At 68.0% G+C, this 13,173-nt stretch carries 15 protein-coding genes; 11 read left to right on the forward strand and 4 right to left on the reverse strand.

Features of this window, described 5'->3' with window-relative positions; genetic code table 11:
• Window positions 1-323 precede the first annotated feature (323 nt).
• A complete protein-coding gene (locus ABT115_RS27405; RefSeq protein WP_351795114.1) occupies window positions 324-1,106 on the forward strand; it encodes a YwqG family protein in 783 nt (260 codons plus the stop codon).
• Window positions 1,107-1,155: 49 nt separating this feature from the next.
• Here the strand turns inward: ABT115_RS27405 and ABT115_RS27410 are convergent, their stop codons facing one another.
• Together ABT115_RS27410 and ABT115_RS27415 are read right to left on the reverse strand one after the other, a co-directional pair.
• The gene (locus ABT115_RS27410) at window positions 1,156-1,569 is read right to left on the reverse strand and encodes an SRPBCC family protein (protein ID WP_351795117.1); all 414 of its coding nucleotides are present in this window, start codon (window positions 1,567-1,569) and stop codon (window positions 1,156-1,158) included.
• Window positions 1,566-1,925 carry an ArsR/SmtB family transcription factor gene (locus ABT115_RS27415; RefSeq protein ID WP_351795120.1) on the reverse strand — a complete coding sequence of 120 codons (360 nt, stop codon included), beginning with the start codon at window positions 1,923-1,925 and terminating at the stop codon, window positions 1,566-1,568. The genes ABT115_RS27410 and ABT115_RS27415 overlap by 4 nt, the downstream gene beginning before the upstream one ends.
• Window positions 1,926-2,206: 281 nt before the next feature.
• Between ABT115_RS27415 and ABT115_RS27420 the strand changes: the two genes are divergently transcribed.
• The 5 genes from ABT115_RS27420 (at window position 2,207) to ABT115_RS27440 (ending at window position 5,998) form a co-directional block, all read left to right on the forward strand.
• Window positions 2,207-3,148 carry a DUF1963 domain-containing protein gene (locus ABT115_RS27420; protein WP_351795123.1) on the forward strand — a complete coding sequence of 314 codons (942 nt, stop codon included), beginning with the start codon at window positions 2,207-2,209 and terminating at the stop codon, window positions 3,146-3,148.
• A gap of 142 nt (window positions 3,149-3,290) precedes the next feature.
• The gene (locus tag ABT115_RS27425) at window positions 3,291-3,602 is read left to right on the forward strand and encodes an ArsR/SmtB family transcription factor (RefSeq protein WP_351795126.1); all 312 of its coding nucleotides are present in this window, start codon (window positions 3,291-3,293) and stop codon (window positions 3,600-3,602) included.
• Between the two features lie 85 nt (window positions 3,603-3,687).
• Entirely contained in the window at window positions 3,688-4,896 is a 1,209-nt protein-coding gene (locus tag ABT115_RS27430) for an MFS transporter (protein ID WP_351795129.1), read from the forward strand.
• Window positions 4,897-5,030: 134 nt separating this feature from the next.
• Window positions 5,031-5,414 carry a PadR family transcriptional regulator gene (locus ABT115_RS27435; RefSeq protein WP_351795133.1) on the forward strand — a complete coding sequence of 128 codons (384 nt, stop codon included), beginning with the start codon at window positions 5,031-5,033 and terminating at the stop codon, window positions 5,412-5,414.
• Window positions 5,411-5,998 (forward strand): DUF1700 domain-containing protein, encoded by a 588-nt coding sequence (locus tag ABT115_RS27440; RefSeq protein WP_351795136.1) that lies wholly within the window; start codon window positions 5,411-5,413, stop codon window positions 5,996-5,998. The genes ABT115_RS27435 and ABT115_RS27440 overlap by 4 nt, the downstream gene beginning before the upstream one ends.
• A gap of 260 nt (window positions 5,999-6,258) precedes the next feature.
• Here ABT115_RS27440 and ABT115_RS27445 read toward each other — a convergent pair whose 3' ends face one another.
• Window positions 6,259-6,639, reverse strand: a complete 381-nt coding sequence (locus tag ABT115_RS27445) for a darcynin family protein (protein WP_351795139.1) — start codon at window positions 6,637-6,639, stop codon at window positions 6,259-6,261.
• A 113-nt stretch (window positions 6,640-6,752) separates the two neighbouring features.
• On the opposite strand from ABT115_RS27445, the gene ABT115_RS27450 reads away from it, so the two are divergent.
• The 4 genes from ABT115_RS27450 to ABT115_RS27465 all read left to right on the forward strand — a co-directional run bounded on the left by ABT115_RS27450 (window position 6,753) and on the right by ABT115_RS27465 (window position 10,069).
• Entirely contained in the window at window positions 6,753-7,691 is a 939-nt protein-coding gene (locus ABT115_RS27450; protein WP_351795142.1) for a LysR family transcriptional regulator, read from the forward strand.
• 376 nt (window positions 7,692-8,067) lie between these two features.
• Window positions 8,068-8,841, forward strand: coding sequence for a hypothetical protein (locus tag ABT115_RS27455; protein WP_351795145.1), 774 nt, complete (start codon window positions 8,068-8,070; stop codon window positions 8,839-8,841).
• A gap of 304 nt (window positions 8,842-9,145) precedes the next feature.
• Window positions 9,146-9,493: a hypothetical protein gene (locus ABT115_RS27460; RefSeq protein ID WP_351795148.1), complete on the forward strand. Its 348-nt coding sequence runs from the start codon at window positions 9,146-9,148 to the stop codon at window positions 9,491-9,493.
• Between the two features lie 273 nt (window positions 9,494-9,766).
• On the forward strand, window positions 9,767-10,069 hold the full coding sequence (locus ABT115_RS27465; protein WP_351795151.1) for a hypothetical protein: 303 nt from the start codon (window positions 9,767-9,769) through the stop codon (window positions 10,067-10,069).
• Between the two features lie 220 nt (window positions 10,070-10,289).
• On the opposite strand, the gene ABT115_RS27470 is transcribed toward ABT115_RS27465, so the two are convergent.
• Window positions 10,290-11,672, reverse strand: coding sequence for a DUF445 domain-containing protein (locus ABT115_RS27470; RefSeq protein WP_351795154.1), 1,383 nt, complete (start codon window positions 11,670-11,672; stop codon window positions 10,290-10,292).
• A 209-nt stretch (window positions 11,673-11,881) separates the two neighbouring features.
• Here ABT115_RS27470 and ABT115_RS27475 point away from each other — a divergent pair, with 209 nt between their 5' ends.
• Window positions 11,882-13,141: an SGNH/GDSL hydrolase family protein gene (locus ABT115_RS27475; RefSeq protein ID WP_351795157.1), complete on the forward strand. Its 1,260-nt coding sequence runs from the start codon at window positions 11,882-11,884 to the stop codon at window positions 13,139-13,141.
• Window positions 13,142-13,173 lie beyond the last annotated feature (32 nt).

The raw sequence follows: 13,173 nt of genomic DNA on the forward strand, positions 1-13,173 counted from the left end.
ACGGTGAACGTGCTGAAGGCGGACGGCTCGCAGGGCGGCTACTTCAGCGTCTGCGGCGACAGCTTCAAGGTCGGCGCCTTCACGGTCGGCTAAGCATCGATCTACCGATCGTTGCCTGTGGATAACGCCTAGGAAAACGAGGAAGTGCCTTGTGACCTGCGATGATGGGAGTTCTTGAGGCTCCACCAGGCACGATCAGCAAGGCACTTCCGAGATGCAAGTTTCCCATACGCCGGCGGCGGTCTCCGCTGCGTTCGATGACCGGATAGCGAGCCTCGACCCTGACCGCAGACGTGTCGGTGGCGGATGACACAGTCACGTCCGTGAAATCGACCGTGCGTGAAGCCGTCCTCGACGCCGGACGGGCCCTCGAAATACCCGAGTCAGTGGCCGAAGCCTTCCTCCGCCTCCTGCGCCCCTGCGTCTACCTCTGCCCCTACGGCTGCCTGCCGGAAGAGTTGAAAGAGGACGCTCGTCCGGCCGCTCAGGCCGGTGGGCTGCCGCGCCTGCCCGAGGGCATGGAACCGCCCCTGCCCGTACCGCACGCGGTGACCATCGACTGCGCCGCCATACCCACCGGCGTCCTCGACATCGCATTTCCCGCCGACGGCCACCTGGTCATCTTCGCCAACGTCGCGGACTACCCGGCGGCCGGCGCCGTCCTCCACCTGCCGGCAGGTGCCGAGACCGTCGAGCACCACACGCGGGACAACAAATCCGAGGAGGAGGACGCCCCGGAGACGTACGAGCCGTTCCCGCTCTACGCCGTACCGGGCACGACCGAACCCGACACTTTTCCCAGCTGGTCCGACGTCCCGGAAGTGGTCGACTACGCCAAGGGGGACGCCGAGCGGGCACGCCTCGTGGACGAGCTGGTCGAGAGAATTGGTGACGTCGTCGACGTCCCGTACCGGCACGAAATCCAGCTCGGCGGCCACTCCGGCGCCTGGCAAGTCTCGCCGGAGGAATACGGGCACGTCCTGTTCGCCCGCATCCCGGAGAGCGCGATCTCCGACGGGGACAATTCCCTCACCCTCATCACGGGGACCTGGGAGCAGATCGCGGAGCGCCGCTACGACGAACTGGCCATGGCCAACGAGTGCTGACACCAGCAGGATGGGCAGGTGGCGGTAGGACCAAGACGTTGATCGAAGGTCAGGCAGTGGGCTTGGCCAGAGCAGCGTCGATGCGGCCGAGGACGTGCGGCCAGCCCTCGCTCATGCCGTGGTAGGCATGCTTTCCCATCGGAGAGTCGATGTCGAAGCCGGCGTGCTCGAGCAGCAAGCGGGTGCCCCTGCCTTCCGGTTCGAGCCGCCAGGTGATGATCGTGTCCAGCGATCCCTCGGCGAACCGATAGCTCAGCAGCCGCTCGGGCTCGACCGCGGTCACCTCGCACGGCTGAACGCCCCAGCCGTCCATGTCCAGGGTGAAGCGGTGGCCGACGATCGGCTTGATGTCGCCGGGGACCCACCAGCGGGCGAGGAGTTCGGGGTCGGTCAGTGCGGTCCAGACCGCGGCGGGTGGGTGAGGCAGAAGCTGCTCGCAACGGATCACAGCATGCTCGGTCATGGGGTGTTCTCCTCGTTCTTCTCGTTCTTCTCGTTCTTCTCGTTCTTCTCGTTCTTCTCGTCCAGTACGTCGGCCAGCGTTTGCAGCCGCTGCTTCCAGTAGTGCTCAAACAGATGCAGCCACTCACCGACCTCGGCGAGGCCGCCCGGTTGGAGGTGATAGAACCGCTGCCTGCCGCGGGGCTCCTCGCGCACCAGGCCGGCGGAGCGCAGCACCGCCAGATGCTCGGAGACCGCCGGGCGCCCCAGCTCGAACAGGCCGGCCAGATCGCCCGTGGATCGCGGACCTGCACGCAGGGATTCGAGCAGCTTGCGGCGCACTGGATTGGCCAGCACGCCGAACACATCGGTTGGCATGCCGCAACGGTACGTCGGAAGTTTCCGACGCGTCAATTTTTCCCGACGGGTACGGATCGCGCGCTCAGGCCGCGATCGTCGCGATCCCAGCCGCGTGCGAGGTCGACCCTCACCCGGCAGGGCCGCCTCGGTTGGTGTTTGCCGCACCGCCGGGGGCCGCTCTATGTGCTTCACGCCATCAAGGCGAGCGGCGTTGTCAGACCGGTGGCCTAGTGTGCCTGATCACCGAGGCCAATCCCTTGGCCGGAGTTTGCCGACCACCCGTCAGGACGTGAACGAACGTGCCCTTTGAAGCCGTCACTGCGGACACCAGTGCCTTCCGGTCCTTCGCCCGGCAGCACGGGGTTTCCGATGACGCCATCACCCGCATCCTGTGGCATGTCCAGCCGACAGTGCACCTGCGTCTCGAGGATCCGCACAGAGTCGGGCCCGAGGACCACGTGGTCGGATACGTCGGAGGGCTGCCGGAGATGCCCCTCGACGCCCCATGGGAGCTGGGGGCGTACTTCGTCGCCTCCCTCGATCTCGCGGCGATACCGAAGCAGCCCCTCGACGACGGCATCCCCCGGGAAGGCCATCTCCTACTGTTCGCCGACACGGACTACTACGCTTCGCACGGCAAGATTGCCCAGGTGATCCACGTACCACCGGGGACCGGGATGGCCGTGCGCCCTGCTCCGGCGGAGCGATACGCCGATGACGAGGACGAAGACGTACAGGAGGTACTCCCGCGGAAGGCGCTGATTCTCCAGTGCGCCTCGGCGTGGGATTTCCTCGACTGGCTCCTGGATCCCCACGACGAATTGGACGACGATGCCTTCGACGGCGACGGGAAGGAGTTGTACGCACAGCTCCTGTCGGCCGTTGAGGAGTACGCAGCCCGGGTCGGGCACCCGCCGGTCATAGAACGAACGACCGGGAAGCTACGCGGCGTGGAACTGAATCCTCCCTACTCGCGGGCCGACTACGGCAGTGACTTTCTGCGGAAGAGGGAAGAAGCCGTCATCACAGTCAGGAACGATCCGGAGAGGTTCGACGAGCTGTACAGCAGGGCCCTTGAAGAGGCTGGTGGGGGCGATGAAGGGGGGCCGTGGCTGAACCTCGTTGAGTTCGGCGAGGACTCGGTCTTCGACGACGGTGACGGCGAACTGGGCTGGGTCATCCGCCGCGCGGACCTGCTCGCCGGGCGCTTCGACCGCGTCGCGCACTCCTACAACTGCTGACGCCCGAGGCCGTGAGCCCGCCCCGGCCGGCACGGCGTGGTGGCGGGCTTCTCCGCAGGATTTCTCGGTCGATTTGACTTGTCGCTACATATCGCGAAAGTTAGATGCGTACCGATGAAGAGGTGGACTGAGAGGCAGACCGATGGATCCCCTGACCGTGCACAAGGCGCTCGCCAACCCCGCACGCCTGCAGTTCATGCAGTGGCTCAAGGATCCGGCGAAGTACTTCGACGAGGACTCCTACCAGCAGCAGGGGCTCGGCTTCCACATCGGTGTGTGCGTCGGCGACATCCAGAAGCGTGCCGGGCTGGCCCAGTCGGTGGTGTCCGGCTATTTGCAGACCCTGAAGGACGCGGGGCTGCTCACTTCGGAACGCATCGGCAAGTGGACCTACTACCGACGCGACGAAACGGTGATCGCCGAGTTCGCCGCGCACGTCCGCGACGAGCTGTAGCCCGCCCTCAGTCCACCCGATTCCCGTGTATGCCCTCTCCCGCAGCGCAATGCATCTACTTTTCTAGATTTGATGAAAGGTTGTCATGAGAAAGACCTCCCTCACCGTCCTGGTGCTCGCCCTGGGCGTGTTCGGGATCATCACCACCGAGATGGGCATGGTCGGCGTGCTCCCCCAGGTCTCGGCCGAGCTCGGTGTCACGCCGTCCGCCGCGGGGTGGCTCGTCGGGGCCTTTGCCCTGGTCATCGCCGTGTCGGGACCATTCACAACGCTGCTCGCCTCCGGCATCGACCGTAAGAAGGTGCTCGCCGCCGCAATCGCGGTGTTCGCCGTCTCCAACGCCGTCTACGCTCTCACCACGCAGTACGAGGTCATGCTGGCCTTCCGCGTCATTCCCGCCCTCTTCCATCCGGTGTTCTTCGCGGTCGCGCTCGCGACCGCCGCACGGCTGGTGCCCGCCGAGGACGCGACCCGGGCCACCACGACCGTGTTCGGCGGCGTCACCGTCGGCTTCGCCTTCGGTGTGCCACTGACCTCGTACCTCGCCGAGCATGTGTCCCTGGCGTCGGCGTTCTGGTTCGGCGCACTCGTCAATCTGATCGCCTTCGTCGGCATCCTGCGGTTCGTACCGCCGATGCCTGTCGGGCAACGGGTTTCCTACGGTGCCCAGTTGAACGTTCTCAAGCGGTTCCGGATGTGGCTGACCATCGCGTCGGTCGTCCTTGTCTTCGCGGCGATGTTCTCGGTCTACGGCTACTTCGCCGAGTTCCTCGGCCAGGTCACGCACATGGACGGCACCTGGGTCAGCGCCATGCTGATGGCGTTCGGCGTCATCATGATCTTTGGGAACTTCGTCTTCGGCGGACTGTTGCGGCGCAACCTGATTCGCACCGTCGTCGCCTACCCCGTTCTGTGTCTGCTCGTCTACGTGCTCCTGTACTTCGTCGGCCCGCTGTTCACGCCGATGGTTCTGGCTGTACTGGTCTGGGGGGCCGTGCACTCCGGCGGGCTCATCGTGAGCCAGAGCTGGCTGGGGAGGGATGCTGCCGACGCGCCCGAATTCGGCAACAGCCTCTTCATCTCGTTCTCGAACCTCGGCATCAGCATCGGAACCGCTGTGGGGGGCTGGGTCATGGCCGAGTACGGTGCCCGCCAACTCGCCTGGGCAGGAGCCGGGTTCGCGATCGCCGCACTGATCGCCATCGCTCTGCGACTGGGACTGGACCGCGCCGGTGCGCGACAGACGCCGTCGGCCGGCCAGGAGGTGCGGACACCCGGGGACGTTCGGAGCTGAGACGACCGGAGCCGGTCATCGGCAAAGTCGGCCCCCAACTATGGCCCGAAATACCGCCTTTCGGGGCATGTGCCGACGATCGTGCGACCAACACAGCTGCCAAGTAAGTCGGTTCGCCTGGTACGATGCTATGCATGGAACCCATTAATGCGAGGCAGGAGAAGGTCGAGAGCCAACTCCGCAAGGGGGTTCTGGAGTACTGCGTCCTGGCTCTGATGCGCAACGGACCCAAGTACGGGATCGAGCTGCTGAACGAGCTGCAGAGGACTGGCACGCTGGCGACCAGTCAGGGCACGGTCTATCCCCTGCTGTCGCGATTGCGACGGGACGCGCTCGTCGCCACCACCTGGAGGGAGTCGACGTCCGGTCCACCACGGCGGTACTACGAACTGACCGAGACCGGACGCGCGGCGCTCGCGGAGTTCGCCGGGATCTGGCCCGCGTTCCGCGACGCCGTCGACCACCTCCTCACACCGAACACCGAGGATCGGCGCGATCCTGGAAGGGCACATTCTTGAAGACCGACGACACTCTGGTCCGGGACTACCTCGCAGCCGTGGAACGCGAGAGCGCGGCGCTGCCACCGGCCGCCCGCCAGGAACTCGTAGCCGATCTGAGCGAGCACATCCACGTCGCGCTCGCCGAACGCCCTGGCGGCATACGCGAGATCCTCCACGAGGTCGGCGACCCGCGCACGATCGCCGCCACGGCGCTCCAGGAACTCGGCCACACCCCCACCACGCCCGCCGGGAAGCCCCGCCGGCGCCGCTCCCCGGCATGGCTGCCACTCCTTTTCCTGGTGCTCGCCGATGCCCTGCCCTACGTGGGAGAGAACATCCTCTGGACCTGGCTCTCCTTCGCCTTCATGATCACGGCCATCGTGATCGTGTGCCGCTCCCACCACTGGAACCGGACCCAGAAGTGGACCGGTCTCACAGTGACCTGCATCGCCCCCGTGGTCGCGCATCTCGCTTGGTACTTCCTCGTCTTCGCCCCCAACGACGGCTCCGTCTCCGAGGCGTTGCGCTGGACGGTCGTCGCCCTCCTGTTCGTCGTGACGGTGGCCGGCTGCGGGTGGCTGTGGCGCACCAAGCGCCCCTGAGTGGGCCTGGGCACGCCCGCGCGCGGACTCTCTCGGGAGATCGGCAACCTCGCGCGGTTGGGTCGGCCGCGCGGCGAGGTGTCTGACGTGGCAGATCCTGTTCCGCGCGGCCTCCCGCCGAACCGGATATGACGGTTTCCCGGTCATCCGGCTCTCCAGTGCACACCGGGTAGTTGAGCCCGGTGGCACGCTCGGCCTCGGCGCCTTGGCGGGGGAGTGTCCGCTGAACGGCCACACGCTCACTGACGCGGAGCGGTGTGTCAGGTGCTGATGGTGGCAGCGGGGTCGATGTTGTAGTTGCGGGCATAGCCGTTCTCGGTACCGACGAGGATGTCGACGACCTCGAAGTAGCGGTCCCAGAAAGGGGTTTCGCGCAGTGCGTCGATGAGGAGCTGGTAGGCGTGGTGATCGTCCGCTTCCCAGACCCAGACGTCGGTGACGCGCGCGGAGTAGAACTCGGTGTCGTAGAAGCGTGACCGGACGCCGGTGGTCCTGGCCTCGATCGTGGGGACGACCTGGGTGGTGAAGGCGTCGATCCGCTCCGGGACGGTCAGCGCGAGCCACTCGGGCGTGGTCTTGACGAGCATGAACGCGGTGACCGGCGGTTCGGAGTTCCCGGTGGGGGCAGTGATGGCGACCATGAAAACCTCAAGGTTCGTGTTCGGTTCGGTACGCCACCATCCTGGGGAGAGCCCCGGCGATGCCACAATGGGCACTTCAGCAAGGAGATATTGCCTGGAGTGGAATTACGCTGGTGAACAGCCCACATTCGGCCCTTGACGCCAACCTCGCCGTCGCGCTGGATGCCCTGCTGGCCGAGCAGAGCGTCACCCGCGCCGCCGCCCGCCTGCGCACCTCCCCCGCCGCCATGAGCCGCACCCTCGGCCGCCTGCGACGTACCCTCCAGGACCCGCTCCTCGTGCGGGCCGGACAGACCATGGTCCCCACCCCTCGCGCCCTGGCTCTGCGCGACGAAGCCGCCGCAGTGGTGCGCCGCCTCGGATCGCTGCTCAGCCCCGGCGAAGGCGCCGACCCCGCCACCCTGCGCAGTACCTTCACCCTCCAGGCCGCCGACCTGGTCGGCGCGGCGCTGGCCCCCGGACTGCTGCTCCTGGCCCGGCAGGAGGCGCCGGGCGTCTCGTTCCGGCTCCGGGGCGAGGAGTTGGAGGACGGCCCGGCCCTCCGCGACGGCCGGATCGATCTGGAGGTCGGATGCATCGACCACGTGGACCCGGAGACCCTGATCGAAGAACTGGTCACGCTCCGGATGGTGGCGGCCGTCCGCCCGGGCCACCCCCTCGCGGGGAAAGCCCTGGACCCGGCGCGGCTCGCTGCCGCCGAACACGTCGTGGTCAGCCGACAAGGCCGGTTCACCGGCCCTCTCGACACCGCCCTGGCCGAGCGGGACCTCCATCGGCGCGTCACCGCAGTCCTCCCCAGCCACTTGGCGGCAATGGCCCTCGCAGCCCGCAGCGACGTCGTCTGCCTCGTCCCCGCCGCACTTCCCGGCAACCCCGAATCGCCTCTCACCCACACCGCCACCGCCCTCGGCCTGTGCCTCCTCGACATTCCCCTGCCGCTGCCGCCCCTGACCATCGGCATGGCCTGGCACCCCCGCCACGCAGCCGACGGAGCCCACCACTGGCTCCGCAACGCTGTTCGCCGCACACTCCGTGCGCCCGGAGCCACCTGACGCGATCCCAGAGGTGCGTCATGGGCTGACAGTGGCCGGTTGGGGATCCGCCTGTCTGTGGTCCACTCACATTCCGGCTACCGGGTTCGCGGTCGCTGACTCGTTAGCAACCCTTACCTCCGTCAGCAGCTGACGGCAGGGGGTTGTGGTGGAGGGGGTTGGAGGAGCGCCGGCTCCAGTGAAGCACGTGCGGCCAAACGAGTGCCGATGGGGTCGTCTCCGGGACGCGCGGAGGGAGTTTCAGGAGACTGACAGTCAGCGTTGAAGGTGGCTCTCGGCAGTTCGCGCCGAAGGTCGATTTCCGGCCACAACACAACGCACCGTACGCTGCTGCACATCGGTCACCAAAGGTCGGCCGGGAGAGAAGGGCGACAAAATGACCTCCGAGACCAACACGCTCGGCACCATCGATGCGACAACGGCCGTGCTGCAGGCGGAACTTCCGCGCTTGGAAGAGCACCAGCAGGCTCTGGAAAAGGAACTCGCGGCTGTCACCGAGCGCCTGGAGTCGGTACGGACCGCTCTGACGGCCCTGCGCGTGCTGTCCACCGCTCCTGTTCCCTCCGCGCACGCGGAGGCGGACGGCGTCAAGGCGGAGAACGTCAAGGCCGAGGCTGAGGCGGAGAGCGTTGCCGCTCCCAAGATTCCGCGGCAAGCTCAGGGTTCCGTCGACTCCGCCGTCCAGGCAGAGGCCCCGCAGGAGCCGGCAGAGACCACCCCCGCGCGCCGTACCAACCGGAAGGCGTCTGCGCCCAAGGGCCGCAAGCAGGCTCCCGCCAAGCCGAAGAGCGAGCGCGGACAGGCCAAGAAGGCCGTCGCCACCAAGGCCACCAAGCCCGCGAGGGGTGGCAAGTCCGCCAAGGCCGCCGCGCCCGCGAAGGATGCCAAGCCTGCGAAGGCCAGGGCGCCGAAGAAGGCAGCGCCTTCCACGCCTGCCGTCGACGACAGCGGCAGCCTCACCGAGATGGCTATGAAGGCGCTGTACGCGTTTGGTGACACCCCTGTCCGGGCCCGTGAGGTCACGGAGGCTCTGGGGCGTGAGCTCACCCCCAACAGCATCAACACGGTACGCAGCACCCTCGACCGGCTCGTCGCCACTTCCCGGGCGGACCGCGCCGGCCGAGGTCTCTACCAGGCCCCCGCCAACTGACGCCTTCCGCAAAGGGACCTTCAGGCCGCCCCCGTCACGGCTCGTTGGCCGTAACGGGGGCGAAGGCGCTCCTGAGTGCTGTGGCCGGAAGCGGCCACAACTCCAAAGAGTCGTCCGTGCTGTCGTGCTCCGGCCGCACGGGCGGTCAACTCGGCGAACGCGGTGCATGACCCACATGGCCGTCGGCAGAACCGATTCAGCAGCTCCCGTCCGGGTGACGGAACCCTACATCTGGCAGTAACCGCAGGTCAGCGGCACAGACTTGGGCCGGTTCCGGTTTCTTCCCGTACAAGGAGTGCCCTTCATGCGTCTTCGTTCCACCGTGGCTGCCGCCCTCGGCGCGCTCGCGCTCATCGTCGCCGTGCCGTCCTCGGCCAGTGCGGCCTCCGGTGAATTCAGCTACAGGTACACCGCTCTCGACGGCTCCCCGCAGGTCGGCTTCCTGTTCGACCCGCCGAGCAGGGTGTGCATCACTCTGCCCGAGGTCGCCGACCCCAGCTCGTCGAACCCCGCCCACACTCCGTGGAACCTCACCGACGCGAGCGCCACTGTCTTCACCGACGTCGACTGCGAGGGCGACTACTTCACCCTCAGGCCGCACGGCGGCCACGCCTCCAGCCGGCTGAAGCTCCGTTCCGTCGTCTTCAGCTGATCCCGCCCCCACTGTCCGACCGCCACCCCGGTACGAGCCGCGCCGCGCTCGTGCCGGGGTGGCGCCGTTACGGGGTGGCGCGGCTGGGGGCGCGTCGAAGAGTTCGGCTGATCGGCAGGGGCTTCGCGCAGAGGTGCATGCCTGTTCACCGCTCAGGTGTTAACGCTTGTGCACCCCTCGGCGGCCGAAAGTACGCACATCGCGTTAGCCTCGAAGACCCGGACTTCGAGGCGAGTCCGGACAACACGGACAAGAAAGCGGAGGTGGCTGCAAATGGCGAAGATTCCGGCAGCGGCGGTGGCGGCGAGCGGGCTGGTCGGCGGGTACGCCGTCGCACGGTGGACCAAGAAGCGGCCGCTGGGCGGGGTCGCCCTCGCCGCCGCGGGCAGCGTTGCCGCGTACGAGTGGAACCAGCAGGCCGGACCGCGTGCGGCCGTCGGGCTGACCACCGCATATGTCGCCGGGTTCGCCGGTGCGCACCCGCTGGCCAAGAAGATCGGCGCCTGGCCCGCAGTCTTCGCTGTGGCGGGCAGCGTGGCCGCGGCATCGTGGGCGGTCACCCGCCGGGTCGCCTGAATCACGTAAGGATGGCCGGTGATTATCTGCCGGTCGCGTTGAACCCGGGCGGGGCCGTGTGCGTACCAAAGAGCACTCCCCCTAAATAGGGTGCGTATCTGTACGGCAGGACGGGTACGCACCCGGCCCCTCTCCGGGGACACAGGAAGACGGGACACGGGAAAACGGCACACAGGAAAACGGGACACGGGAGTCCCCGAACCTCAAGAGGCTCCGGGCCCTACGCCCCCAGCGCCCACGTCACCGTATAGATCAGCAGCCCCGCCAGCGCACCCACCACCGTGCCGTTGATCCGGATGAACTGCAGGTCACGGCCGATGTGCGCCTCGATCTTCTTCGACGTCTGGTCCGCGTCCCAGCTCGCGACCGTGTCACTGATCAACGACGTGATCTCCGCGCGGTATGTCGTGACGACATAGACCGCCGCGTCCTCCAGCCAGCCCTCCAGCTTGGCCTGCATCCGCTCGTCCGTCGCCAGGCGCGCGCCGAACGACAGCAGTGAGGCCCGGGCGCGCAGCCGCAACTCGCTCTGCTCGTCTTCCGCGGCCGCAATCATCATCGTGCGCACCGACGACCAGGCCGATGTGATGACCTCCTGGACCTCGCCGCGCCCCAGGATCTCCGCCTTCAGCCGCTCCACCCTTGCCCGGGTGTCCTCGTCCGTCTGGAGGTCGGCCGCGAAGTCCGCCAGGAACGTGTCGATCGCACCGCGCGCCGGGTGCCCCGGCATGTCCCGCATCTCCGTGACGAAGCGCAGCAGCTCCTTGTAGACCCGCTCCCCCACCCGCTTGTCGACGAACCGCGGCGTCCAGCCCGGCGCCCCGCCCTGCACCGCGTCCATCACCGAATCGCCGTGCAGCACGAGCCAGTCGTGGGCGCGCACACAGATCAGGTCCACCATCCTGCGGTGGCCGCCGTCCGCGACGATCTTCTCCAGCATCTTGCCGAGACCGGGGGCGATCTCCGCCGCATTGGCCCGCCGGGTGATCGCCTCCCCCACCACGGCCTGCACATCGGAGTCCCGCAGCACCGTGAGCGCACCGCGCAGCGCGGTCGACGCCTCGGCGGTGACCCTGTCTGCGTGATCCGGCTCGGCCAGCCAGGCACCGAGCCGGCCACCGATGCCCAGGGCATGGATACGGCTCCGTACGACATCGCCGGAGAGGAAATTCTCACCGACGAAGGACCCCAGGGAGGCTCCGAGCTGGTCCTTCTTGGTGGGAATGATGGCGGTGTGCGGGATCGGCAGGCCGAGCGGACGCTTGAACAGCGCCGTGACGGCGAACCAGTCGGCCAGCGCACCCACCATCCCCGCCTCGGCGGCCGCGGCGACGAAGCCCGGCCAGCCGCCCACACCCGCGTTCTTCGCCAAGGTGGCGAGGACGTACACCAGCGCGACCAGCAGAAGGAGGCCCGTGGCGGTGGTCTTCATCCGGCGTACGCCGCGCCGCTTCTCCTCGTCGGCTGCGGTGTACGCGAACGAGGCGAGGGGTGCCGGGCGCCCTGCGTGCGCGGGACGGGCCGCGCCCCTCACCTGCTTCCGGGCACGCTCCGGCTGCCCCGCACCCTGCTTTCCGGGTCCGGTCCCATCGATCCGTTCCATCCGCTCCACCCGTCCGCGTACGTATCGCCCCCGGTGTCTCGTACGCATTGTCCCTACCTGACCTACTCCCGGGCCGCCCGTCGAGTTCCCGACGCCATGCCCCATCATGGGATCAGTCCGATGACGACTTCCCCCACGACAGGGAGCCCGCCCTGTCGTGGGGGAAGTCGTCATGCCGGTCGGCCTTACCGCTAGGAGACACACCGTCCATGCCCAGGCGCCAGGGGTACGCCCTGCTCGTCGCCCTCGTGGCGGGCACCGCCGCGCTCGCTACCACACTGGCGTTCGTCTGCTCCCTGCTCTTCTCCGGCTCCGGCACCCGGTCGGAGCAGATCGCCGCACCCGACGCGGGGTCAGTGGCCCGTACGCCCGCCGCACCGGCCCACTCCTCCGGTCTCTGGCTCGGCACCTGGGCGGCGGCCCCCTCGACCGGAGTGATCGAGACATACAACGGCAGCGACCTGAACGGGCGCACCATCCGTAACGTCGTGCACACCAGCATCGGCGGCGACGCGGCTCGCATCACCCTCTCCAATCTCTTCGGTACGCACCCGCTGGTCGTGGACCACGTCACGGTGAACGACCGCCCCGTGACGTTCGGGGGCGCCGGCGCCGTGACCATCGCCGCGGGCGGACAGATCGTCAGCGACCCGGTGCTCGTCCCGGTCGCCGCCGACGCCGATCTCGTCGTCACCCTGCGCACCCCCACCGCCGAGGGCCCCGTCACCATCCACCCGGGCTCCCACCAGACGTCGTACGTGGAGGACGAGCGGGGCACCCGGCGCACCACCGACTGGCGCTACCTCACCGCCGTCGACGTACACAACAAGACCGCCGCCGGAACGGTCGCGGTGATCGGCGACTCGCTCACCGCGGGCACCGGCTCCACCCTCGACGCGAACAGCCGCTGGCCCGACGTGCTCGCCGACCAGCTGAACGGCCGGTACGGGGTGGTCAACGCCGGTATCGCGGGCAATCGCGTCCTGCGCGACGGAGGGGACAAACGCGGGGTACGGGCGAGCGCCCGCTTCGAACGCGACGTACTGGACGTCGCCGGAGTGAACACGGTCGTCATCGCGCTCGGCGTCAACGATGTGCAGCAGTTCCCGCAGGAGACCGACCCTCAGCGCATCGCGGACGCCCTGCGGTCCATGACGCAGCGCGCCCACACACAAGGGCTGCGGGTCGTCGGGGCGACACTGATGCCGTACGAGGGGTTCCCCACCTGGACACCCGCGCAGAACGCCGTACGGGAACAGGTCAACGAGCTGATCCGGGCGGGCGGGATCTTCGACTCGGTCATCGACTTCGACAAGGCGGCAAGCGACCCGTCCCATCCGACCCGGCTGCTGCCCGCCTATGACTCCGGCGACCATCTCCACCTGAATGACAAGGGCTATCAGCGGCTGGGCTCACTGGTGGAGCTGCCGCCCCTGCAACCCGAACGGCCTGACTCCGACCAGCTCTGACGGCGGGCGCAGGGGACGGGGCACGGGGACGG

Source organism: Streptomyces sp. NPDC001832 (genome assembly GCF_040297265.1).
Taxonomy (GTDB): domain Bacteria; phylum Actinomycetota; class Actinomycetes; order Streptomycetales; family Streptomycetaceae; genus Streptomyces.

What these genes read in the sequence shown, in the direction of transcription:
- ABT115_RS27415 (WP_351795120.1), bottom strand. Translation starts at nt 1,925, where the DNA reads ATGCCAACCGATGTGTTCGGCGTGCTGGCCAATCCAGTGCGCCGCAAG.
- ABT115_RS27435 (WP_351795133.1), top strand. Translation starts at nt 5,031, where the DNA reads ATGGAACCCATTAATGCGAGGCAGGAGAAGGTCGAGAGCCAACTCCGC.
- ABT115_RS27460 (WP_351795148.1), top strand. Translation starts at nt 9,146, where the DNA reads ATGCGTCTTCGTTCCACCGTGGCTGCCGCCCTCGGCGCGCTCGCGCTC.
- ABT115_RS27430 (WP_351795129.1), top strand. Translation starts at nt 3,688, where the DNA reads ATGAGAAAGACCTCCCTCACCGTCCTGGTGCTCGCCCTGGGCGTGTTC.
- ABT115_RS27425 (WP_351795126.1), top strand. Translation starts at nt 3,291, where the DNA reads ATGGATCCCCTGACCGTGCACAAGGCGCTCGCCAACCCCGCACGCCTG.
- ABT115_RS27445 (WP_351795139.1), bottom strand. Translation starts at nt 6,639, where the DNA reads ATGGTCGCCATCACTGCCCCCACCGGGAACTCCGAACCGCCGGTCACC.
- ABT115_RS27475 (WP_351795157.1), top strand. Translation starts at nt 11,882, where the DNA reads ATGCCCAGGCGCCAGGGGTACGCCCTGCTCGTCGCCCTCGTGGCGGGC.
- ABT115_RS27470 (WP_351795154.1), bottom strand. Translation starts at nt 11,672, where the DNA reads ATGGAACGGATCGATGGGACCGGACCCGGAAAGCAGGGTGCGGGGCAG.
- ABT115_RS27410 (WP_351795117.1), bottom strand. Translation starts at nt 1,569, where the DNA reads ATGACCGAGCATGCTGTGATCCGTTGCGAGCAGCTTCTGCCTCACCCA.
- ABT115_RS27465 (WP_351795151.1), top strand. Translation starts at nt 9,767, where the DNA reads ATGGCGAAGATTCCGGCAGCGGCGGTGGCGGCGAGCGGGCTGGTCGGC.
- ABT115_RS27455 (WP_351795145.1), top strand. Translation starts at nt 8,068, where the DNA reads ATGACCTCCGAGACCAACACGCTCGGCACCATCGATGCGACAACGGCC.